This window comes from Hydrogenovibrio crunogenus (assembly GCF_004786015.1).
Taxonomy (GTDB): Bacteria; Pseudomonadota; Gammaproteobacteria; order Thiomicrospirales; family Thiomicrospiraceae; genus Hydrogenovibrio; species Hydrogenovibrio crunogenus.
This window is the reverse complement of record NZ_CP032096.1, coordinates 1,565,033-1,588,892: the sequence shown is the minus strand read 5'-3', so window position 1 is coordinate 1,588,892 and position 23,860 is coordinate 1,565,033. Positions and strand designations below refer to the sequence as shown.

The window sequence follows — 23,860 nt, the reverse complement described above, 5'->3', positions numbered from 1 at the left end:
ACATTAATGATTAAAATTATTTCACAATCAGCCCGCATCGTGGCTCGAGTGCACGGTGTTCTTAACACAACAGCATGGAAGGGGGGTGAATGTCTACGCTAGAAAAAGTCAGTTTCTCAACGACGCCTGATTTTGAGTTGGGGTTTGAGCATTGCCCTCGCCAAACAGATTACCTTATTGCTCAGCCAAAAGAGCGCGCCAAAGGCTTGGTTGTCTATATCCCCGGGTTTGGTGATGATGCGGGGACGTACCGAGAAAAATTTTGTTTAAAGGTGGCTGAAAAATACGACCTGGCAGCGATGACTGTTGATTATCATTGTTTTTACAGTCGACCTGAAGTGCACAGTGCGACGGTTTATGAAGCGGAAGATGTCGCGTTAATAGAAAAATTATTTCTTGCGCATAACCTACCTTTTGCTGGGGATACAATTGAGGAAGGGGTCGAAATATTAAATAAGCATTTAGCGAATCACAATCAAAAGGCCTCCATTACGGCCACTTTAATACCAGGCAAAGATGAATATCAAAATGCCGGTGTATTGCAAGCGTTAGATATTATCAATGCCGTGGCGCATGCAATTAAAAAATATTCAATTCCGGCTGAAAATGTCATCTTAATTGGGTCTTCTTACGGTGGTTACATTGCAAATTTAGCCACTAAGTTTGCCCCCAAAACATTCCGAGCGGTGTTTGACAATTCATCTTGGGCGCAACCGCATTTTACATATATCGTTGGTAGAGAATATGGTTACCCTGAGTTGATTCACAAAACGCATAGCCATATAGCGACAAAATTCTTTTTGCGCACAGCTTGGACTTTAAAAAAAGGCTTGCCGAATACTTTTGATGGTAAGCGTTTTTACGTCAGAACTTTTTCGGAGGACCAACTTGGTCAGTTTTCAAACTATGAGCCTGAAACCTATTATTATTTTATTCATGCTGAAAAAGATAAGTTGGCGCTGACTGAACACAAAATTCAAATGGCCACTTATATGATTCAGCGAGAAATGAATGTTCATATGGAAGTAATGGAAGCCGCCGATATAGATGGTCAATACATTAAAACGATTGAGCATGGCATGAACTTGTCGATGCTGACTTTTTTTGACAAGGCTTTCGCTCATATTAATGACCATACCATCAGTTTAGAAAATGATTTTATGAACGGTTCTTTAGTGGGGTATGATTCTGGCGATCACCGTTATGAGTTCGATTTTTCAACGTTTCCAGTGACAGGACGAGTGACTCAAAAGGCCGTGGCATGAGTGTTTTTATCATTGCAGAAGCAGGAGTCAACCATAATGGCGATTTACAATCCGCGTTACGTTTAATTGATGCCGCAGTGGAAGCTGGAGCGAATGCGGTTAAATTTCAAACCTTTAACACTCAAGCACTCGTTTCTAAAAGTGTCAAACAAGCTGATTATCAAGCGCAGAACACGGGCAAACAAAAAAGCCAATATGAACTGCTTAAGTCTTTAGAGCTTTCAGAGCAAGATCACCGCGTGATTATCCAGCATTGCTTGAATTCAGACATTGAATTTATGTCAACGGCTTTTGATGATGAGAGTATTCGGCTGCTGCATCAATTGGGTATGGCGCGTTGGAAGATTCCGTCAGGAGAGCTTTTATCTGTTCCTTATTTACGAAAAATCGCAGCGTATAATCAGCCGACCATTCTTTCAACCGGTATGGGAAGTCTGGAAGAAGTTCAGTTTTCAGTCAATACGTTGTTAAAAGCAGGATTAGAGGCGAGTAACTTAACCGTGTTGCATGCGAATACCGCTTATCCAACACCGTATGAAGATGTGAATTTAAATGCCATGCAAACCTTAGAGAAGGTGTTAAATCTGCCTGTTGGCTTGTCGGATCATTCATTGGGTATTGAAGTGCCCATTGCCGCTGTAGCAATGGGAGCACAGATGATTGAAAAACATTTCACTTTAGATAAAAGCTGGCCAGGTCCAGACCATAAGGCCAGTTTGAACCCTTCAGAGTTGAAAACGATGGTCACTGCCATTCGTCACGTTGAGCAAGCATTAGGGCATGGCGAAAAAACGGTGTCTGCTTCTGAATCAATGAACATTGCTGTGGCGCGAAAACGCATTGTTGCGGCTCGTCCTATTCCAAAGAATACCGTTTTTTCGGAAGAAAATATCACTCTTAAGCGAAGTGATTCCGGCGTGTTTGCAACGGAGTGGGACCAGGTGATTGGGCAAAAATCAACGCGGGATTACCAGGAAGATGAGGGGATTGAGCTTGATTAAAAAGGTTGCTATCGTTACTGCAACCCGTGCGGAATATGGTTTGCTGTCTAACTTGATTAAAGCGGTTGATGCGCACCCTAAATTCGATTGTCAGCTTCTGGTTACAGGAGCACATTTGGTTTTTGAGCAAGGCCTGACGGTGAAGCACATTCGAGCGGACGGTGTCGAGATTGCGGCTGAAATTCCGATTTTGCCGGAAACGACGACAAACGGCAACGAAAACGTGACTTTGTCGGATGCAGTCGCTAAAGCAACATCGGGTTTTGCACGGGCATTCGCACGTCTTACCCCAGATTGTGTTGTGGTTTTGGGTGATCGTTATGAGTTGTTGGGGATTTGCTCGGCGGCTTTGTTAGCACATATTCCAATTGTGCATATTCATGGAGGCGAAGTGACTGAAGGAGCCGTGGATGAGGCCATTCGTCATGCTGTCACGAAAATGGCGCATTTGCATTTTGTAGCGGCCGAGCCCTATCGTCAGCGTGTGATTCAAATGGGTGAGCAACCACAATGCGTTTTCAATGTCGGCGCTCCGGGATTGGATGTGATAAAAACAACGGAATTTTTATCTAAAAAAGAGCTGAGTGATTCTTTGGAAATGCCATTAACATCACCGCTTTTTTTAGTGACTTATCATCCAGTTTCCTGGGGCGAAACATCGGGCATTACAGCACTGCATAATTTGTTTAAAGCGATTGAACAGTTCCCTGACGCGACCGTTGTTTGGACGGCGGCCAATACCGATGCTACCGGAGCTGAGTTGAATCAACACGTAAACCAATGGATTTCAACCACTCAGATGAATGCAACATTTGTTTCTTCTTTAGGATCCCAGCGTTATTTAAGTTTGATGAAAGTATGTGATGTTGTATTAGGCAATTCTTCCAGTGGCATTATCGAGGCACCGGCCATGGGCGTCGCAACTGTCAATATTGGAAAACGGCAAACCGGCCGTCTTCGGGCGCCATCTGTCATTGATTGTGATGAGCAGCAGCAGGATATTAGGCTGGCTTTAGAACAAAGCTTAGCGCCAGAGTTTAAGATATTAGCGGCTAAAAAGGTGTCCTGTTATGGTCAAGGTCATAGTGCCAAAGAGATGGTCGGACAACTGGAAAAAGCACTGTTGTCTGAAAGGGCCTGTTTGGGCGTGAAGTCTTTTTATAATTTACCCTTGAATATAAATGAAAGCATTGACGAGAAGGGAGAAACTGTATGAATCTTTTTGACTGGCGTCGTATTGCTGTAGACGAATCGGTCACGGTTAAAGAAGCATTGACCGTGCTCGATAAAGAAGCGTTGCAGATTGTTTTGGTGACCGATAAAACAGGCTGTTTGAAAGGTACCTTAACGGATGGAGATGTCCGCCGTTCCTTGTTAAAAGGAGGGGGCATTGACGGGCCGGTTGTAGAGGCCATGAATTCAACCCCTATCGCAGGTATTGACAGTCAGGATAAGACGGCCTGGAAAAGAAAGATGTTGGAAAAATCGATTCGACATCTTCCCATTGTGAATGCTGAAGGTGTGATGGTTGGGCTTTACTATGATAAAGCGGAAATTCAAAAACGTTTGAATCCTGTTGTACTGATGTTGGGCGGGCTAGGAACACGCTTACGCCCTTTAACAGAATCGATTCCTAAACCAATGCTTAGAGTCGGGGATAAGCCTATTTTAGAGACGATTGTGACGCACATTGCGGAACAGGGGTTTGTGAACTTTTATTTTTGCATTAACTATCTTGGCGAACAAATCCGAAGTTATTTTGGTGATGGCAGTCAATGGGGCATCAATATTGAGTATGTGGAAGAAGAAGAGCGCCGAGGGACTGCTGGGGCATTGAGCTTACTGCCTGAAAAACCAGAATTACCTTTTATTGTGATGAATGGAGATTTACTGACCAAAGTCAATTTATCGAGCTTACTGGATTTCCATGCTGAACACCATAACATTGCAACCGCTTGTGTTCGGGAATATGCCCAACAAGTGCCTTATGGTGTTGTTGAAATAGAAGGTGCTCATGTGACCCAACTGGTTGAAAAGCCGGTTTATCGTTATTTTGTCAATGCAGGAATTTACGCGCTTTCTCCCGAGGCGATGGAAAAAGTTCCTGAGCAAGCTTTTTACGATATGCCAACCTTGATTGATGAAGTCTTGACTGAAAAAGGGAATGTTGGGGGATTTCCAATTACTGAATACTGGATGGACATTGGTCAGATGCCTGATTTTGAGCAAGCACAGGCTGATTACGAGGTGCATTTCCAAAAAAGAAATGCTAATCCTTTTAGTTAATTAAATAAACAGAAAAACGATAACGGAAGCATGCATGTCTAAAGAAACACAAAACAGCCCACGAATTTTAGGATTGGTTCCAGCCAGAGGCGGTTCAAAAGGCATTCCAAAGAAAAATCTATTTCCTATTATGGCCAAGCCATTATTGCAATATACCTTTGAAGCAGCAAAGGAAAGTGGTGTGCTGAATAATATTCTGATTTCTTCAGAAGATGATGAAATTCTACATTTTGCTCAGTTACATGGAATTGATACACGGTATCGACGTCCACAAACACTTGCAACAGATCAAGCAAGCACAGCCGATGTCGTTTTGGATGTGTTGACCTGGTTGGAGCAAATGGGAGAACTTCCCGATGTATTAGTGTTATTGCAACCAACATCCCCACTCCGTTCGGCAGAAGATATAAATCGTGCCGTTCAGCGTTTTATGGAGCTGGGCGTTGATTCTATGGTCAGTGTTCATAAAATGGTTGAGCATCCTTTTAAAAGTATGCATATGAAAGAAGATGGCAGCTGGCAATATTTAGCCAGGCCTGGTCAAAAAGCCCACCGAAGACAAGACTATGATGGCAATTTCTTTACGGTGAATGGCGCTTTTTATATTGTTAAACCAAGTTGGTTTTTGAAGCATAAAGCGTTTGTGGTTGAGGGGGAAACGGCTTTATTTGAAATGAGTTCCATCGCTGGGATTGACGTAGATGAATTGGTCGATGTTTTTAAAGTAGAAGCTTATTTGAAAATGTTAGCGAAATAAACGAATTAAAGAGAAGTAAACATGACGGTATTAAATGCGCCCAAACAAAATGCCTATGGCGAAGAATTTTATGAAGAGTTAAATGGTAAAATTTTTACAAACTCTTCCAGTAAGACAGTTTTTGAGCGTTATTTTAAGGATTCATTCGATGTTGAGTATCAGTTAAATTTAATTGTGGGGACGGATTCTGGGTTGTTACCCAAATTTATTTACGAAAAATACCGAGACAACAAAAAAGGTCGCGAGTTTGTTTTCTTTGAGCAACCGGAAGTCATTGAAAAAGTCGATTTTAGTTATCTACCTGATTGGATCAGCGTTGAACCGGCAGATGTTGATCTAAAAGAACTCAGCGCAAACTGGATTGAATACATGATGACCAAACGCATTGGACTGTATAAATCCATTTCCGTTATAGATGAAGTCTCAACAGAAATAAAATCACTTTGGGTTTTGATCAAAGATCAATATTCTCGTTTGCAATTCAGTGATTTAGCTAACAACCACACCAAGCCATTTGTTGAAGCGCAGTTAAAAAACTTTCCAAGAAATAATTTTCCCATTAAACAAATTAAAAACCGCCTAAAAGGTCAGAAAGCCATTATGATTGCAGGCGGTCCGTCTCTTGATCAAACGATAGAATGGATAAAAGACGTACAGGATTCTTTTTTTATTTTCGCTGTTGGTCGAGTTTCCAAAAAACTGTATCAAGCTGGAGTGACACCTGATTTTATTATTTCGGTTGATCCGCATGAATTGAGTTATGACAACAGTAAGCAAATGTTTTATTTTTCTGAAGAAAGTATTTTGTTGAATTGTTTTCACATTGCACCTCGGTTGTTGAGTCAATGGTCTGGAATCTCTTGCTATTTTGGTGAACTCTATCCTTGGGAAGAAGCCAGTGGAAACTCCACTTCACCTGGTCCAACGGTCCTCCATAGTGCGGTTGTTCAAGCCGCGTATTTAGGGTGTGATGAAATCTATCTCACGGGTGTTGATTTATGTTTTTACAATGGTCAGACGCATGTTTCCGGTACCGCTGAGTCTAATGTCGGTAAGCTTGGTATTAAAGATTTGTCTAAAGTATTGACGTACAGTGGTGAGGAAGCCGAAACAGATATTCCTTTTGCACAAGGGGTTATCGCATTGGGAAGTATTGCTGCTTACTTACAGGAAACGCGTGAAACGAAGCTGTTTAACTTAAGCCAAAACGCAGCAAAGGTTGAAAATATTGCATATCGTTCATTTGACGATATTTCCCTGCCCAAGGAGGGGAGTCAAGCAAAATACCCGGTTTTGGAACAATTAAAACTTGAGATTAAGTTTTCATTGTCTGAAATGCAGACAATTCTTAAGGATAAGCTAAAAGAGATGCAGTCTGAAAGAGCTTTAATTATCTCAGCACAATCAATTTTGACCGATGCGATTAAAAGTATAAAACAATATCAAAAAGATTTTAATTCGAAAGCGTTAGCCAAAGCTCAAAAACACCGCCAAAAGTTAGAGAAAAAACTAGATGATCAAGCTATGATGCTCTTTTATTTTGGATACAGTTATTTTTCTCAAGTGATGAAGCCAGTTGAGGATAGTTCTAATTTATCTGACGATGAAATCGCACATACATTATCTACTTATTTTGACGGCATGAAAAAGTCGGTTAAAGACTTCATTGTGTTGGTTGATTCGGTTATTGCTGAAATCAAATTTATGCAGAAAGAATTTGATGACAACTCTTTACCTTGTGAACTTGAAACGGTTTGGGAACAACATAAAGAATTTGGGCGAGGAGAAGTTTGGACTCGTTATCATTCAGGTTCACTTGCTACAGAGCAACAAGTTTGTCTAGACAGGGTGCAAGAAAAATTCTATGAAGATATTTCTACTGAGCATACTAAACAAGCGCAAATGCTTCAAAGAAAAGCTTATGGCGTGACCAATTTGATTGACAAAATCAAAGAGGCATTTGAATTGGGTAATATCCAAGAGTTGAAAGCACTAATGGACCCGGTACAAACCCTTAAAAATCCCATCGATCAGTTAGGATTGTCTAATTTTATTGAAGCATCAATTGCCGCGATAGAATCACCTGAATCCGCTATTGAGCTTTATGAAAAAAATGAACATCCTAAATTGCAGGTGTATATAAAAAGTCAATTGTTGCCGACGTATATGAAAACAGAGCAGCACGATAAAGCGCTTAAAACCTTGCAGGACTTGTGTGAACTGTCTTCAGATTATATGATTCCTTATGCAGATTATTTGAATATTTTAGGAAGACCCGATTTGGCTACTGAGGTGGCTTTAGAACTTTTTAGACAAGAACAAACCAATTTACCTGCTTTAATCAAAGTTGTGCATTATGCAAATAAAGCAGGCTTAAATGATGTGTTTTCAGATGCTCTGGCTGTCGCACTTTCGATGGACCCTTTTCACCCAGAATTGCAAAGTTACCTACAACAGTAATTTTAAAAAGCTGGCTAGGTATCTGTTGCCTAGTCAGTTATTCATTATATATTTTCCTCATTTTAAATTTCTATCGCTTCTCCATTGAGTCAACACCTTTTTATCTTTCTTCTTTTAATAGCCTCTTGACCCTGTAAATAACGGGTTTTTATATTTTTTTTAATTTTTATTGTTTTTTTCTAAAGAAATTTTATTAGGGCCGATACCTTAATTGAAGGCAGGAAACACTGCCTCAAATAAATAAGAAAAACACACAAAGAAAGTACACACAAGGAGAAGTATCATGGCAATGGTTATTAATACAAATATGGCTGCAATCAATGCAAACCGTATCTTAGAAAGTACAACTGTTGATCAACAAACAGCGATGGAGCGTTTGACATCTGGTAAACGTATTAACGGTGCAGCAGATGATGCGGCTGGTCTTGCGATTACCACTAAAATGACGACTCAGGTAATGGGTACGGATATGGCGATTCGCAACGCGAACGACGGGATTGCTAAAATCCAGACGGCGGATGGTGCTTCAGAAGAAGTCACAAACATGCTGCAACGTATGCGTGAGTTAGGCGTTCAAGCATTGAACGGTACCTACAGCACAGGTAACCGTACACAAATGCAAGAAGAGTTTAGTGCCCTTCAAGAAGAGATTGATCGTATTGCTCAGACTACAAAATTTAACGGTGTTAACTTGTTGAATTCAGCAGCACTTGGAGCTTCAACTGCAAAAGTCTTCCACGTTGGTTGGGAATCTGGTGTTAACAACAAAATCTCAATGAGTGTGTTGAATATTGGTACCAGTGCATTGTCTGCAGGTGGTGTCACGTTAGGATCTTTGACTCTAACAAGTACAGCAACAGGAACAACAGCAGCTTCTGCAGCGGTTTCTAAGTTAGACGTTGTTATGTCGAAAGTGAATTTACAACGAGCATCATGGGGTGCATTACAGAACCGATTAGAATCGACGGTTTCAAATTTGTCGAATGTAAATGAAAACATCCAAGGTGCACGTTCACGTATCGAAGATGCTGACTTTGCAAAAGAAAGTGCGAACTTAGCGCGTACACAAGTACTGCAACAAGCAGGGATGAGTATGTTGTCCCAAGCGAATCAGCAGTCACAAAATGTTATGCAGTTACTTCAGTAATCGCAGAACACGAGTAAGTCAGGTACGCAGCAAGTGAAAATAGAATTTATTTAAGTGCTAAGCACTTAATAAACCAGTTCTGCTCAAAGTTTTACGATTAGGCAGAAGTATAGCTGGAATGAAAGTTTCAGCTGATTTTCAAAAAAGGAGAAGTATCATGGCAATGGTCATTAATACTAATATGGCTGCAATCAATGCAAACCGTATTTTAAGTAACACAACTGTTGATCAGCAAACAGCGATGGAGCGTTTGACATCTGGTAAACGTATTAACGGCGCAGCAGATGATGCGGCTGGTCTTGCGATTACCACTAAAATGACAACTCAGGTAATGGGTACGGATATGTCGATTCGTAACGCGAACGACGGGATGGCTAAAATCCAGACAGCTGATGGTGCATCTGAAGAAATTTCTAACATGATGCAACGTATGCGTGAGTTAGGTGTTCAAGCATTGAACGGTACCTACAGCACAGCTAACCGTAGTCAAATGCAAGAAGAGTTTAGTGCCCTTCAAGAAGAGATTGATCGTGTTGCTCAGACTACAAAATTTAACGGTGTTAACTTGTTGAATTCAGCAGCACTTGGAGCTTCAACTGCAAAAGTCTTCCACGTTGGTTGGGAATCTGGTGTTAACAACAAAATCTCAATGAGTGTGTTGAACGTTGGTACCAGTGCATTGTCTGCCGGTGGTGTCACGCTAGGATCTTTGACTCTAACAAGTACAGCAACAGGAACAACAGCAGCTTCTGCAGCGGTTTCTAAGTTAGACGTTGTTATGTCAAAGCTTAACCTGCAGCGTGCATCATGGGGTGCGGTACAAAATCGACTAGAATCAACGGTTTCAAACTTATCGAATGTAAATGAAAACATCCAAGGTGCGCGTTCACGTATCGAAGATGCTGACTTTGCAAAAGAAAGTGCTGACTTAGCGCGTACACAAGTACTGCAACAAGCAGGGATGAGTATGTTGTCTCAAGCGAACCAACAGTCGCAAAACGTACTTTCACTACTTCGTTAATAGCGTCTAATGAAGCGCATTAAAGGGGGTAAGTATGGATATTAAAAACCACTTACCGCCTGATGTGGCTTTAAATATGCAGCCTGAGACTAGTCATCAGGTTGCAACAATATCCAAAAGTCCGCAGCAGGCTTCAACACTAACGACAAGTGCGTTAACAAAAAATGCTGATAAGATAGCGATTGATGATATTCAAAGCCAAGCGACAAGCTTGAATGAAAAAATGTTATTGGTTGGTTTATCGCTGGCATTTAGTGTTGATGAAGGAACTCAGTCATCTGTTGTGACTGTGTTGGATACGAAAACGAATGAAGTTGTAAAACAGTTACCCTCGGAAGGGTCTTTGAAGATGATGAAAAATATTCAAGACTATCTGGATAACTTACAACGGAATGAGTTTAAAGATAAAGAAAGTTTGACAGGTGTCTTATTCAATGAAATCATATAGATGATGGATTGGTAAGGAGATGGGGTATGGCAGATTTTAATGTTATGCAACCAAGTAACCTGGCATTAGCTGAAGCAACAAATCCTAAAGTTTTAAAAAAAGAAGCTTTAGGTACCAAATTGACAGAATCTTCAAAAGAGATGAGCTCTTCTCAGCAAGAGAGAACGATCAAGAAGGTTCAAGGTGCGCAGGACGTTAAGCTTTCCAAAGAAGATCTGGACGGGCTAATAGAACGCGTGAATAAAGATTTAAGTGGCTACGATAGTTACTTAAAATTTGAAAGAAATGAAGACCTCCAACAGATGGTTGTCTTTATAAAAAATAGTGATACGGATGAGGTGTTACGTCAGATACCCTCACAAGAACTTTTAACCGTTTCCAAAAATATAAAAAACTTTTTAGAGATGCGTCAACAATTATCTGAAAAGATAGCGCCCGTTTTGGGGTTGATTGCGGATGAGAAAGTTTAGTTTTCAGTTTCCCTTGTGTGTTTAGCGGTCTTTTGGCCGCTTTTTTTTTCTAAAAATTAAAGTCTTTTAGTTTTTTGTCGATATATCTAATACAGATGGCATTTTGTATGCTTAACTCAATATAATAACTATATGTTCATAAGACATCATCAGACCAGATGACCAGGAGCCCGAAATGGCAAACGAAATAGGTAGCACGCTTTTAAATAGCTTAACTAACAGTACATTTGATATTGGAAACATGTCTAAAGCCTTAGCAACGGCAGAAGTTGCAGGGCCTAAAGCTATTTTAGAAAGAAATGTTGAAAAAGTAACCACTGAGCTGGATGCATTTAAGTATTTGCAGACAAACCTAGAAGCGTTTAACAGTTATGTGACGGATTTATCTTCACCAACCTTATTTAGTCAGAAAAATGCATCCTCTTCAAATGATACGCTTGTTTCTGTTTCAGCGACTAATTCTGCCGCACTGTCTAGTTATCAAATTGAATCCAGACAGTTAGCTCAAGCACATACTATGGTCGCTAATAAAGGATTTACATCCCCCTCTGATACGTTATCAACCGGAACCTTAACCATTGATGTCGGAGGGCAGGTATCCAATATTGCTGTTGATGCTTCCAACAATACTTTGGAGGGGTTGCAAAAGGTTATCAATAACGGTGATTATGGTGTAACAGCCTCCATTATTAATAATGGTGGGTCTTATCAAATGATGTTTACATCAAAAGAAAGTGGTGCGGCTGGTGAAGCGACTATTTCAGGGATCGCTGATTTTGATACAAATGGTTTTACGACGACGTCTCAAGCACAAGATGCTGTCATGGTTTTAAATGGTGTTACAGTGACAAATTCTACCAATACCTTTGACCAAGTTATTGATGGCGTCACGTTTCAATTGAACTCTGCATCTGTCGGGACAATTAGTACCGTTTCAGTTGGACAAGATTCTCAAAGTGTTAAGGATACCATTACCAGTTTTGTGGATGTTTATAATCAGTTAGATACGATTTTAGACGAGCTTGGAAAATATGATACTAGTGATTTAACAAAAGAAGAGCTGGCATCAGATGAGTATAAGTATTATGGCGATTTAGCAGGAAGCAGTTTATTGCGTTCTGTTAAATACCAAGTTAGAGAGTCGATGTCAGGGGCAATTAGCCAGCTTTCTGGTGGTAGTTATCAGTCATTGGCCGATATAGGTATTAACTTCACGCGAGACGGTGCTTTAGAAGTAGACAGTGCCAAACTTGATACAGCACTATTAACAGATATGAGTGCACTATCGACAATGTTTTCTAAAGGCGGAACTAGTGATGATCCTCTGGTTAATGTGTTGGCAGGTAGTGACAAGACGCAGACTGGGGACTATGCTTTAAATATTACTCAACTGGCGGATAGAGCAACGGTAACAGGTGGCGCGGTTGCAGGTCTGACGACCGATGAACAGGTTGCAGGGGATCGTATCAGTGATTTGACTTCTGCTTTAACCATTGATGCTTCAGCCAGTTTTGATCTAAATGTCAATGGAACCGTTAATACGATTAACTTGGCATCTGTGGCTCAAACGTATGCAACAAAAGACGAAGTGGCGACTGCAATTCAAGGGCAAATTGATGCCGCCTTTGGAGCAGGGGTCGTTGCCATTTCATATGATTCGTCTCAATCACGATTTGAACTTAATGCTGCGTCAGGTCAAGGAACTGTTGATATTGCTGCAACAACTGGTATGTCGAATCAAGGATTTGGGTCTGCTTCTTATGCTGGGCAACAACTGCTTGATTTAGGAGCGACTGATGCCACCTTTAATGTCAAAGTAGATGAATCAACAAGTTCAGCAGTGTCCATTACAGCTGGTAGATACACGATGGATGAATTAGCCCTCACAATGGCCTCAACAATTAATAATAATGCAGATGTTAAGGCTTCGGGCGCTGAAGTCAGTGTGACACATGATGGCAGTGCTTTTACGGTCACTTCTACACGCTTTGGTGGGTTTTCGAGTGTTGAGTTAACTGGGTTTGCTAATTTTGGCGCGGCAGGTTTCACTGCGGATGTATTGGATGCAGGGCAAAATGTAGATGGTACTTTGACCACGGCAAGCGGTTCATTGAATATTGGTGCTTATGCCAGCACGGCAGATGGTCGCCAAGTAAAAATCAGTGACTATGCCATGATTGCTGGAAATGAAGCCGAAGTTAGAGGGCTCGAGTTTGAGGTCATTGGCGGGACAACTGGTGCACGAGGAACAATCAGTTATTCGGAAGGGTATGCGAGTCAGTTAGAAACAACCATTAATGACTTGTTTAAAGCAGATACTGGTTTGTTGAGTACGAGAATGAGTAATTTGAATGATCGACTTGATCGTTATGATGAAAAAACAAAAGACATTGATACGAGATATGAAAAACTATTGGCAAAGTATCAAATGCAATTCTCTATGTTGCAGTCATTGATTAATAGCTCAGAACAAACTCGAAATATGCTGACAGCAACCTATAGTAATAACAATAATAATTAAAAAAGTTTAAACAAGGGATTTTGTTATGGATATGAATATGCGTAATAAGTTTGCACAACAATATGCAAATAATTATGTAGAAACGGCTGCTTCAGAAGCGACGCCACATAAGCTGGTGGAGATGCTTTATGATGGCTTAATTAAGCATTTAACATTGTCGAAAGTATTTATTGAGCAAAAAAAATACGAACAAAAGTCAGAGCACATTAATAAATCATTAGCAATACTAAACTCTCTAAGAGATGGAGTAGACCTTGAAAAAGGAGGAGAGGTTGCAGAAAATTTGTATGGCTTATATGACTACTGTTATCGTAAGATGATCGAGGTTTCGGCCAAGAATGATACTGTTATCATTGATGAAGTCGTTGAGCATATTAAGGCATTAAATGAAGCATGGAAAGCGATGCCGGAAGAGATTAAACGATCTTCTAAAGATCAGATTGAAAGAGAGAGTGCGTGATTTGTCGGTAGAGCAAACAAAGCTAAACTTGCTGGCTCATTCTAAAAATATGTTGAATGCTGCTGAATCAAGGCAATGGCAAGAGCTAACAGAATTAGATCACCTTTGGCATCCTATGCTGGAAAACGCAGTAGAAGAGTACGGTGAAGCTCTTTCTGGAATTGTTGAACAAATTTTAGAAGATAATGAAATAATCGCTAAATATCTACAAGAGGCGCAACAAGAAACGGCCTCAGAAATGCAGCAAGATACACACATTGCCGCTTCGATTAAAGAGTATTTGAAATAAAAGCTGAAAAAGGCTGCCAAAATTTTGACATCTCGTAAAAAAACTTATATAAAGTGTCTTAGATGTCAAAACGAAGTGGCGGCTAGATGAAAGAAGAGCTTTTATCCTCTTTGGTTGGTAATGGACCAGCCATGCAACAAGTTAAAAAACTCATACAGCAGGTTGCAAAAACCGACGCGACTGTCTTGATTCTAGGGGAATCAGGAACGGGGAAAGAAGTCGTTGCTCAATCCTTACATTCCGTATCTGAAAGATCTGATAGATCTTTTATACCTATTAATTGCGGTGCCATTCCAGGCGAATTATTAGAATCAGAATTATTCGGTCATGAAAAAGGGGCTTTTACAGGCGCGATTACAGCTCGTAAAGGTCGTTTTGAAATGGCTGAAAAAGGCACGATCTTTTTAGATGAAATCGGTGACATGCCTTTGCCGATGCAAGTTAAGCTTCTGCGTGTTCTGCAAGAACGAATGTATGAACGTGTCGGCGGTAATAAAAGTTTTGAATGTGATGTCAGAGTCATTGCGGCAACACATCGAAACTTAGAAGACAATATTTCAGATGGAACATTTCGTGAAGACTTGTTTTATCGATTAAATGTTTTTCCTATCGAAATGCCTTCTCTAAGAGAACGTCCTGAAGATATCCCCGATTTATTTGATTTTATGTTTCATAAAATTCAAAACTCAGGGCGGACCGTTCCTAAACTATCGGAAAAAGCGATGATTGCTTTGCAGCGTTATAGCTGGCCTGGTAATGTCCGCGAACTGGGTAACTTGGCTGAGCGACTGTCTATTTTATTCCCTGATTTAACCGTCGATTACGATGATTTACCTGTTAAGTATCAAGTTGAATTGGAAGAGGATGCATCCCTGATTCGAGTTGACTCCACAATATTAGAGTCTGCCAAACCGGATCTTGGTCAAAGTTCATCTCAGATTGCACTGAATACGACTGAGCCGGAAGTTACACAACAAATCACAGAAAATTCGGATGGCACAGAGAACGCGTCATCTCTTGGCATGCCTGATTTGGATTCTGGGTTGGATTTAAAATCTTATTTAGTGGAAATGGAAGTACAGTTAATTCAAAAAGCACTGGTGCAAACGGACGGGAATGTTTCTCAAGCCGCTAAGCTATTGCAGACAAACCGTACGACATTGGTTGAAAAAATCCGTAAATTTAATCTGAGTTAAGGTAAAGGGATTGTTGTGAGTGCAATCGAAAAGGAAGTTGAACAAAAGCGCTTAGCCGAATTAGAAGAAGCCTTTGAGCTTTTTAATCAAACTTCCTCTCAACTGACACAGGCTTATGAGTCTTTACAAAATCAAGTAGAAGATTTACAAGAAAAATTAGCGGAAAGTAATCGTGAAAAACACCAAGTTGGTGAACGACTTGAACAGTTGTTAAATTTGCTTCCCGCTGGTGTTATTGTGTTAGATGAGCAACAAAGAATTATCGATATGAACCCTGCCGCAGAAAATATTTTAGGAAAAGATGCAGTAGGGCGCCTTTGGGAAGTTGTGGTTAGAAATGCCTTTTTAACCTTTAATGATGCCGGAGAGCTTATTACTCATAACCAAATGACATTCCAATTATCCGAATCCCCATTAAACTTTTCTTTTGATGGTCACGATGTCACGGGGAAGATTTTATTAATTCAGGATGTGACTGATGCCAGAGATTTGCAACAGCATATCAGTCGTCACCAGCGTTTAAGTTCCATGGGAGAAATGGCGGCTTCTTTGGCACATCAAATTCGTACCCCCCTTGCTTCGGCATTACTTTATGTTTCTCAAATGTCTTCAGGTCAACTGGATTCTCAAAAACGAGAAAAATTTGTTCACAAGTCCTTAAATAGTTTACGTCATCTTGAATCCTTAGTGAACGATATGTTGCAGTACGCAAAAGGCGGCAAGGCGAAAGATCAAAAGGTAGCGGTGGATGCATTGCTAGAGAGCTTAAAGCAAGCGGTTGAGGCAAAAGCCCAACAATCAAGAAGTGTGATTGAATTTGATGAAGTTCCGCCAGGCCTGGTCGTTTTAGGGGATCAAGATGCGCTGTTAACAGCCTTAGAGAATTTGGTAAGCAATGCAATTGACATTGTTTCTGAACAGGCGGAAATTTCAGTGTCAGTCAAAACAACACAGAATTTGGTTGATATTATGGTTGCAGATAATGGACCAGGATTGACAGAAGAAATGAATGAGAAAATTTTTGAACCTTTTTTTACCAGTCGTGCACAAGGAACAGGCCTTGGTCTGGCAGTGGTTAGGGCCGTTGCTGAAGCACATGGGGGAGAAGTATGGGTGAACTCGGTAGTGGGAAGAGGAGCGGTTTTTGGTGTGCGCTTACCCTTGTTAAGAATTGAGGAGAGCTCATGAGTATTGCTAAGATTTTAGTAGTAGAAGATGATACAGAATTACAAGAAGCATTAGTCGATACCTTAGAGCTTAATGGGTTTGATGTTGTTTCTGTGGGGTCTGCCGAAGAAGCACTTGTTGCATTGGACGATGAGATTGCGATGGTTTTCACTGACATCCGTATGGATGGGATGAATGGTTATGATTTGATGAAACGTATTCGAGCGATCAAGCCATACCTACCTATTGTGTTAATGACGGCTTATGGAACGGTAGAGCAGGCTGTTGAAGCGATGAAGTCAGGCGCGGTAGATTATATCTTGAAGCCTTTTGAAGCGGATGTTTTAGTAGAAAAAGCAAAAGCGTATTTTTATCGAGACGCCTCGGCGGAAGAAGATTTTGTGGTGGCTGACGCAACAACCGTACAATTGAAATCGATGGCAAAAAAAGTCGCCGAAAGTGACGCGTCGGTTTTGATTACAGGAGAAAGTGGCACCGGGAAAGAAGTTTTGGCTCGGTTTATTCATAATCATTCCACGCGAAGCAAACAGCCTTTTGTTGCTATCAACTGTGCCGCAATTCCTGAAAACATGCTGGAAGCGACCTTGTTTGGTTATGAAAAAGGTTCTTTTACCGGTGCAATGAAAGCGATGCCAGGTAAGTTTGAACTGGCGCAGGGTGGAACCATTTTTTTAGATGAAATTGGCGAAATGAAACCTGACTTGCAAGCGAAGTTATTAAGGGTTTTACAAGAACGAGAAGTGGAACGTATCGGTAGTTCTAAGCTAATTAAATTAGATGTGCGCGTATTGAGTGCATCCAATGTTGATATGAAAAAAGCGATGGCTGATGGCGATTTTCGAGAAGATTTGTTTTATCGGTTAAATGTTTTTCCGATGCGGATTCCGCCTTTGAGAGAGCGCCCCAAAGATATTGCTGCTATTGCAGAACGCCTATTGCAGCGTCATTGCGGTGGTCGAAGAGTAGAGCCAATGATGTCGGCTCCTGCAATGCGTTCATTAATTCAATTTCAATGGCCAGGAAATATTCGAGAGCTTGATAATGTCATTCAAAGAGCATTGGTGATGATGTCTGGTGAAACCATTCAAGAACAGGATATTTTGTTTGATGATAGCTTTCATCAAAATGCGGGGACTTCCCAGGCAAATAGCGTTAAAGAGGTGGAAGCTTCAGCTGTGGATACTCACCAATCCGTTGCGACAGATGGTCAGTCGCCCTCAACGGATTTAAAAGAGCGTGAAGTGCAAATTATTTTAGAAACGTTAAAAGCGAACAATGGTCATCGTCAAAAAACGGCTGAGGCACTGAATATTAGTCCAAGGACCTTAAGGTATAAACTGGCACGCTTTAAAGAGCAAGGGTTGGACGTTTTATAACGCTGCCAAAAATGGTACATTGTTTTCATGTTGGTGGACTAGAAAAGTCAGCGTAAACAAATGGTCTTTTGATTATTTATAGAAGATCCTATCGTTATATGGTTTGGCTGCAATTAGATGTCGTTAATTTGACGCTTAATTTGGCATATGAATTGCTGAACTATGTCATAATTAGCTTACTGACGATGGTCTTATTACAAAGACTATGTGATGACAAACTGGAGTTTTACACAAAAATGAGTAATTCGGTCGATACACAAAGCCTTATGTTGCAGATGAGAAGTTTGGCTGCAGAAGCGGCATCTCAATCTCAACCGGTTCAAAAAGCTGAAAAAGGCGCCCAAGCTGCGGAGAATTTTTCCGATTTACTCTCTCAATCGGTTAATGCCGTCGCAACAGAGCAAAATAAATCATCCGCCATGAAAACTGCCTTTGAAAAAGGGGAGGACGTTGATTTAACGGAAGTAATGGTTCAAGCACAAAAGGCAAGTTTGTCTTTTCAAGCAATGACTCAAGTAAGAAATAAACTGGTCGAAGCTTATAAAGATATTAAAAACATGCCTATTTAATTGATTTACTAACAAGAGAAGATATCTTTAATGCCTGATCAACCATCTCTTGATCCTACTTTAAGTTCGTCAAAAGCCGCGGAAGGTTCTCCCCTCCTAAAAAATTTAACGTCTTTATCCGTTGCGAAGCAAGTCAGTTTAGTTATCGCATTAGCTGCCAGCGTCGCGTTGGCAATCGGAATTATCCTTTGGTCCCAATCTACTAGTTATACCTTGTTGTTTGGCAGTATGGATGCCAAAGACATGAATGAAGTCATCCAGACCCTAGACCAAGAAAACGTCCCTTATAAAATTGAAGAAAACTCTGGTGCTATTTTGGTGCCGAATGAACAGGTACATTCTTTGCGCCTCAAACTCGCAGCTCAAGGTTATCCTAAGCAAGCGCCTACTGGTTATCAGATTTTGGATATCGATCAGGGATTTGGTATTTCTCAGTTTAAAGAAACCACGCGCTATCAACGAGCTCTTGAAGGAGAACTCGCCAAATCCGTATCAAGCATTAATGCGGTAAAGTCAGCACGGGTGATTTTGGGGATGCCAAAACGTTCCGTTTTCGTTCGTAAGCAACAAGAACCTACCGCATCGGTCACGGTCAAACTTTATCCTGGTCGTGCATTGAATGAAGAACAGGTCAGTGCAATTGTTTATTTAGTTTCTTCCAGTATTCCTAATATGAAACCTAAAGGCGTAACGGTTGTTGACCAGCAAGGTAACTTGTTAACCAGTGATTCTCATTCCGGCATCATGAATGTGAGCCTTAAGCAATTGGGATATACTCGCCAAGTAGAAGATACACTGTCTCAAAGAATTATCCGCTTGTTGACGCCTGTTGCAGGTGGAGATCACAAGGTAAGAGCACAGGTGACGGCCGAGCTTGATTTCACTCAGCAAGAACAAACACGAGAAAATTATGAACCCGATCCTGAAGCGATTCGGTCTGAACAAGAAATTAAAGAAATCAATCGAAATGAAGGGCCGATGGGGATTCCTGGTGCTTTAACCAATCAACCACCTCGTGCAGGTATCGCACCTGAGGAAGGTTATAAAGCTGAAAATGATCCTAACCTGAAAAACTCAAAAGAGAAAAAAACTAAAAACTATGAGCTTGATCGAACAGTCAGTCATATCAAAAATTCTGTCGGCAGTATTAGACGATTGTCAGTTGCGGTGGTTTTGGATGATAAGTTAACCGTTGATGATAATGGTGACACGGTCAGAACGCCTTTAACTGAAGATGAGTTGCAACGTTACCGTCGTTTGGTCAGTGATGCCGTTGGCTTGGATGAAGCGCGTGGAGATACTTTAAGTATTGTGAATGCCTCTTTTATTCAAGAAAAACAAGAAGATTTTGCAGGGCCTGAAATCTGGGAAGAACCTTGGTTCTGGACATTGGTTAAACAAATCTTAGCAGGCCTGGCTGTTTTAATTATCATCTTTGGTGTGATTCGACCCATGTTGAAAGATCTATCAAAACGCGAAGAAGTGGCGATGGATTATCCTGAGGATGTGCCTGAGGAAGAAGAAGAACTTGAAAATGCAGATGAGATTTCTCGAGCATTAGAACAAATGAATGAAGAGGTCGAACAAAAAGCCGAAGAGGTGGATGAAGACTCTGAAAAAGATAAGGAAATGCTTGAAAAAGTTAAAGCCGTTGTATCGGCGGATCCAAAACTAGCGGCGCATATCATTAAGCAATGGATGGCGAAGGGAGACTAATATGGCAAGCTCTGAAATTGAAGAAGTGGCCGAAGACACTCTTACTGGGTTGGAAAAAACCTCCATTCTTTTATTAGCTTTAGGAAAAGAAACGGCTTCAAAAGTCTTAGGACATCTTAACCCAAGAGAGGTTCAGCAGATTGGTACCGCAATGACTGGTGTAACGGATGTGTCTCATTCAGATATTCATATTGTAATGAAAAAATTCTTGGATGAGCTGGGTGAAGATGCATTAGGAATTAATCCAACAGAATACGCCCAATCGTTAATGGTGGATGCACTTGGTGAAGGCGGAGGCGGCTTGATGGATGCAGCCATGCTAGGCGACCAGGTGAAAGGCCTTGAAGCGCTCAAGTGGATGCACCCTTCAACGATTTCCAATATGCTGCGAAATGAGCATCCTCAGGTAGTTGCGATTGTTTTATCTTATTTCGAGCCAGACTTGTCGGCTGAAATTTTGGCGGGCATTCCTGAACGCTTTCAATCTGAAGTTATTTATCGTATTGCCACTCTCACAACAATCCAGCCAAGAGCATTATTTGATTTGAACGATGTACTCGAGCATGCTTCCAGTGATGGTGAGGGTGGTAAGCTTGCTACAATTGGCGGTGAGAAGCGTGCTGCAGAGATTTTGAACTTAGTGGGTGGAGGCGTCGATTCCAGAGTATTGGATGATATTGCCATCGAACATGAAGATATCAGTAAAGCCATCCAAGATAAAATGTTTGTATTTGAAGATATCAGTGGTATTGAGCCAAGAGGCATTCAAACATTACTGGGTGAAGTACCAACCGATGTACTCAAAATTGCTCTTAAAGGGGCAGATGATACGATGACAGAGCTTTTCTTGACAAATATGTCTAAACGTCAGGCTGAAATGCTAAGAGAAGAACTGGAAATGAGTGGTCCCGTTAAGTTGAGTGATGTTGAAGAAGCTCAAAGAACTATTATTCAAACTGTGCGTCGCTTGGCGGATGAAGAAAAATTAATGATGCCTGGTGGTGCAGAGGAATTCGTCTAAATGGCTTCCAATCAAGAACCTCTTGATCCAATGCCTCCTGTTCCTGAGGAGGAGAACCTTCCTGTTGCCAGTTTAATGCGTGCAGATGAAGTGGCTGAGCCAGAAATTAAAGCATTTCAGTATTTAGATCTCGAACAGGAAGAAGTTAAGAAAGAACAAAAAATTCGGGCGGATGTCAAAGAACAAATCCGTAAAGAGCTTCAGCCAGAAATGGTACGAAAAGCAACCCTGCTAAAAAAAGAAGTGTATGAAAAGTCTCATAAAGAAGGGTATGAGTCAGGTTATCAAGAAGGGTTGAAAAAAGGTCGGAAAGAAGCTTATGAAGCGGCTGAAAAGGAAGCCGATGCAACGCTCTCATCGCAAGTTAAATCGATTCAAAAATTACTGGAATCGATGAGTCAGCCATATCAAGATATTTCTCAAAATGTATTTGAATCCTTGTGTCATCTCTCTGTTGATTTGGCCGCTCGCATTGTACCTGTGGAAATCGCGTTACATAAAGAATGGATCATCGATGCAATTCAGGAAGCTGTTCAGAAATTACCAGATGATTCCGAGCCAATTGATGTCTTTCTTCACTCAGCTGACCTGGAAATTGTTGATAAATATTTGCAGTCAAATAAAGTAAATTGGCGCTTGAATGCAGATGATGACCTTCAAGAAGGTACGTGTCGTATTAAACAAAATTCTTCAGTCGTAATGAATGACTGGAAAAGTCGATTGGATGAACTTCTCGGAGATACAGAGTCTCTTTTTAAAAAACTCGCAAAACAACCAAATAAGGTGTTGAACTCTAACTCTCAAACATCAACTCCATCAGAAGAAACCTAGCTGAGGGGCCATGATGATTAAACAGCTTTTTAATCAGTACTTACATTATAAGTTTTCAGAATTATCCGAACAAATACCTCATAAACCCTCGCTTCAAATAGAAGGGCGATTGGTTCGAATGGTTGGGATGACATTGGAAGTTGTGGGTACTTATGCGCCTATTGGATCACGTTGTCAGGTTCTGTCTAAAAACGAACCTCCTATAGAGGCAGAAGTGGTTGGCTTTAATGATGATCGTCTTTACTTAATGCCGATTGGAAAAATTCACGGGCTTGAACCGAATGCCAGAGTGGTTCCTGTTTCTGGGGGCATTAAGGTTGGTGTCAGTGCATCAATGCTGGGACGAATTATTGATGGTGCCGGTAACCCTTTAGATGATAAAGGTCCCATCTCTTTTGATAAAAGAGTGTCATTAAACGGAGATAAAATTAACCCGCTTCACCGAGCACCGATTCAAGAGCCGTTAGACGTTGGAATTAAGACAATTAATGGTCTTTTAACGCTTGGTAAAGGGCAAAGAGTCGGGCTTCTTGCAGGTACTGGTGTGGGTAAAAGTGTCCTATTAGGCATGATGACACGATTCACTGACGCAGAAGTTGTTGTTGTCGGTTTGGTTGGAGAACGGGGCCGAGAAGTTAATGATTTTGTCAGAAATAACCTTGGTGAAGATGGACTTAAGCGGTCGGTTGTTGTTGCGACACCGGCAGATGATCCTCCTTTGATGCGTTTACATGGTGCGATGTTGGCAACGTCCGTTGCCGAGTATTTTAGAGACCAAGGTAAAAATGTTTTGCTCTTGATGGATTCTCTGACACGCTTTGCACAAGCACAACGTGAAATTGCTTTGGCTGTAGGAGAACCTCCCGCTAGTAAAGGGTACCCTCCTTCCGTTTTTGCTAAACTGCCTCAGTTGGTTGAAAGAGCAGGAAACGGTGCAAGCCACTCCGGTTCAATCACAGCGATTTATACGGTCTTGGCGGAAGGGGATGATCAAAATGATCCTGTTGTAGATTCTGCAAGGGGGGTTTTAGATGGTCATATTTTATTATCAAGGCAAATAGCCGATTCTGGACGATATCCTGCTATTGATATTGAAGCATCCATCAGTCGTGTGATGATTGATGTTGTACCTCAACAGCAAAATAAATTAGCAAGGCGTTTTAAACAACTATATTCAACGTATCAACAAAATCAAGATTTGATCAGTATTGGAGCATACCGTAAAGGGACGGATGCAGCGATTGATGAAGCCATTGAAAAACATCCTCAATTAAGCCACTTTTTATCGCAATCAATTGATGAATCTTTTTCTGTTAAAGAGAGCTTATCATCGCTTGAATCAGCTCTTTCTTAATCTTTATTATTCTGTCAGGAATTCAAAATGGCTAATTCAAAACTAAAACGCTTTGAAATGTTGGTTGAATTGGCTCAGGATGAGTTAGATAAAGCGCAAGAAACCTTCTTAGCTGTCCGTCAACAACTAGAGAGCAGTGAAGAGCAGCTTGACTCTCTACAAGATTATCATGCTAACCACTTGTCTAAAATTCATAATGACAAAGAAATTACGATGGCTCAACTTCAAACAACACAAGCATTTATCGATAACGTTAATAAAGCCATTTTGTCCCAGAAAGAACAAATGGCACAATTGACGCAAGTTCTAGAAAAAGCTCAAGAAACTTGGGTTGAAAAGCGTGCTCGCCATCAATCTCTGAAAAATATTTACTTAAAATTAAAACGAGATGAACGTGTCAGGCTTGATAAACAGGAACAAAAAATGCTGGATGAATTAGCTTCTCAGCAATTTGTTCATAGTAATTCTTCTAAATAAATCACTT

Annotated in this window: 22 protein-coding genes; all 22 read left to right on the top strand. The window is 40.9% G+C overall.

The genetic code is table 11. The features are described from left to right. The first annotated feature begins 89 nt into the window (after positions 1 to 89). Positions 90 to 1,265: a DUF2920 family protein gene (locus GHNINEIG_RS07680; RefSeq protein ID WP_135796103.1), complete on the top strand. Its 1,176-nt coding sequence runs from the start codon at positions 90 to 92 to the stop codon at positions 1,263 to 1,265. After that, positions 1,262 to 2,266, top strand: a complete 1,005-nt coding sequence (gene neuB, locus GHNINEIG_RS07675; RefSeq protein WP_135796102.1) for an N-acetylneuraminate synthase — start codon at positions 1,262 to 1,264, stop codon at positions 2,264 to 2,266. The genes GHNINEIG_RS07680 and neuB overlap by 4 nt, the downstream gene beginning before the upstream one ends. After that, positions 2,259 to 3,482: a UDP-N-acetylglucosamine 2-epimerase gene (neuC, locus tag GHNINEIG_RS07670; protein ID WP_189636856.1), complete on the top strand. Its 1,224-nt coding sequence runs from the start codon at positions 2,259 to 2,261 to the stop codon at positions 3,480 to 3,482. Before neuB ends, neuC begins: the two co-directional genes overlap by 8 nt. Continuing rightward, a complete protein-coding gene (locus tag GHNINEIG_RS07665) occupies positions 3,479 to 4,552 on the top strand; it encodes a nucleotidyltransferase family protein (protein ID WP_135796100.1) in 1,074 nt (357 codons plus the stop codon). The genes neuC and GHNINEIG_RS07665 overlap by 4 nt, the downstream gene beginning before the upstream one ends. A 34-nt stretch (positions 4,553 to 4,586) precedes the next feature. Beyond that, positions 4,587 to 5,309, top strand: a complete 723-nt coding sequence (locus GHNINEIG_RS07660) for an acylneuraminate cytidylyltransferase family protein (protein WP_135796099.1) — start codon at positions 4,587 to 4,589, stop codon at positions 5,307 to 5,309. A gap of 21 nt (positions 5,310 to 5,330) precedes the next feature. Beyond that, the gene (locus GHNINEIG_RS07655) at positions 5,331 to 7,769 is read left to right on the top strand and encodes a 6-hydroxymethylpterin diphosphokinase MptE-like protein (RefSeq protein WP_135796098.1); all 2,439 of its coding nucleotides are present in this window, start codon (positions 5,331 to 5,333) and stop codon (positions 7,767 to 7,769) included. Between the two features lie 283 nt (positions 7,770 to 8,052). Then, positions 8,053 to 8,916: a flagellin N-terminal helical domain-containing protein gene (locus GHNINEIG_RS07650; protein WP_135796097.1), complete on the top strand. Its 864-nt coding sequence runs from the start codon at positions 8,053 to 8,055 to the stop codon at positions 8,914 to 8,916. Positions 8,917 to 9,073: 157 nt separating this feature from the next. Beyond that, positions 9,074 to 9,937 (top strand): flagellin N-terminal helical domain-containing protein, encoded by an 864-nt coding sequence (locus GHNINEIG_RS07645; protein WP_135796096.1) that lies wholly within the window; start codon positions 9,074 to 9,076, stop codon positions 9,935 to 9,937. 34 nt (positions 9,938 to 9,971) lie between these two features. Continuing rightward, positions 9,972 to 10,385 carry a flagellar protein FlaG gene (locus tag GHNINEIG_RS07640; RefSeq protein WP_135796095.1) on the top strand — a complete coding sequence of 138 codons (414 nt, stop codon included), beginning with the start codon at positions 9,972 to 9,974 and terminating at the stop codon, positions 10,383 to 10,385. A 26-nt stretch (positions 10,386 to 10,411) separates the two neighbouring features. Beyond that, entirely contained in the window at positions 10,412 to 10,855 is a 444-nt protein-coding gene (locus GHNINEIG_RS07635) for a flagellar protein FlaG (RefSeq protein WP_135796094.1), read from the top strand. A gap of 175 nt (positions 10,856 to 11,030) precedes the next feature. Beyond that, positions 11,031 to 13,376 (top strand): flagellar filament capping protein FliD, encoded by a 2,346-nt coding sequence (gene fliD / locus GHNINEIG_RS07630; protein ID WP_135796093.1) that lies wholly within the window; start codon positions 11,031 to 11,033, stop codon positions 13,374 to 13,376. 25 nt (positions 13,377 to 13,401) lie between these two features. Next, a complete protein-coding gene (gene fliS, locus GHNINEIG_RS07625; RefSeq protein ID WP_135796092.1) occupies positions 13,402 to 13,836 on the top strand; it encodes a flagellar export chaperone FliS in 435 nt (144 codons plus the stop codon). Then, the gene (locus GHNINEIG_RS07620; RefSeq protein WP_135796091.1) at positions 13,829 to 14,125 is read left to right on the top strand and encodes a hypothetical protein; all 297 of its coding nucleotides are present in this window, start codon (positions 13,829 to 13,831) and stop codon (positions 14,123 to 14,125) included. The genes fliS and GHNINEIG_RS07620 overlap by 8 nt, the downstream gene beginning before the upstream one ends. A gap of 86 nt (positions 14,126 to 14,211) precedes the next feature. Beyond that, positions 14,212 to 15,321: a sigma-54 interaction domain-containing protein gene (locus tag GHNINEIG_RS07615; protein WP_135796090.1), complete on the top strand. Its 1,110-nt coding sequence runs from the start codon at positions 14,212 to 14,214 to the stop codon at positions 15,319 to 15,321. Between the two features lie 15 nt (positions 15,322 to 15,336). Beyond that, a complete protein-coding gene (locus tag GHNINEIG_RS07610; protein WP_135796089.1) occupies positions 15,337 to 16,509 on the top strand; it encodes a sensor histidine kinase in 1,173 nt (390 codons plus the stop codon). After that, positions 16,506 to 17,885: a sigma-54-dependent transcriptional regulator gene (locus tag GHNINEIG_RS07605; RefSeq protein WP_135796088.1), complete on the top strand. Its 1,380-nt coding sequence runs from the start codon at positions 16,506 to 16,508 to the stop codon at positions 17,883 to 17,885. The genes GHNINEIG_RS07610 and GHNINEIG_RS07605 overlap by 4 nt, the downstream gene beginning before the upstream one ends. A gap of 98 nt (positions 17,886 to 17,983) precedes the next feature. Continuing rightward, the gene (fliE, locus tag GHNINEIG_RS07600) at positions 17,984 to 18,454 is read left to right on the top strand and encodes a flagellar hook-basal body complex protein FliE (protein ID WP_223260855.1); all 471 of its coding nucleotides are present in this window, start codon (positions 17,984 to 17,986) and stop codon (positions 18,452 to 18,454) included. A 30-nt stretch (positions 18,455 to 18,484) separates the two neighbouring features. After that, a complete protein-coding gene (fliF, locus tag GHNINEIG_RS07595; protein WP_135796087.1) occupies positions 18,485 to 20,170 on the top strand; it encodes a flagellar basal-body MS-ring/collar protein FliF in 1,686 nt (561 codons plus the stop codon). 1 nt (position 20,171) lies between these two features. Then, complete coding sequence (gene fliG / locus GHNINEIG_RS07590) at positions 20,172 to 21,191, top strand: flagellar motor switch protein FliG (protein WP_135796086.1); 1,020 nt, start codon at positions 20,172 to 20,174, stop codon at positions 21,189 to 21,191. Further along, positions 21,192 to 22,022: a FliH/SctL family protein gene (locus GHNINEIG_RS07585; protein WP_135796085.1), complete on the top strand. Its 831-nt coding sequence runs from the start codon at positions 21,192 to 21,194 to the stop codon at positions 22,020 to 22,022. Between the two features lie 13 nt (positions 22,023 to 22,035). Next, entirely contained in the window at positions 22,036 to 23,376 is a 1,341-nt protein-coding gene (gene fliI, locus GHNINEIG_RS07580) for a flagellar protein export ATPase FliI (protein ID WP_135796848.1), read from the top strand. 27 nt (positions 23,377 to 23,403) lie between these two features. Continuing rightward, the gene (gene fliJ, locus GHNINEIG_RS07575) at positions 23,404 to 23,853 is read left to right on the top strand and encodes a flagellar export protein FliJ (RefSeq protein WP_135796084.1); all 450 of its coding nucleotides are present in this window, start codon (positions 23,404 to 23,406) and stop codon (positions 23,851 to 23,853) included. Positions 23,854 to 23,860 lie beyond the last annotated feature (7 nt).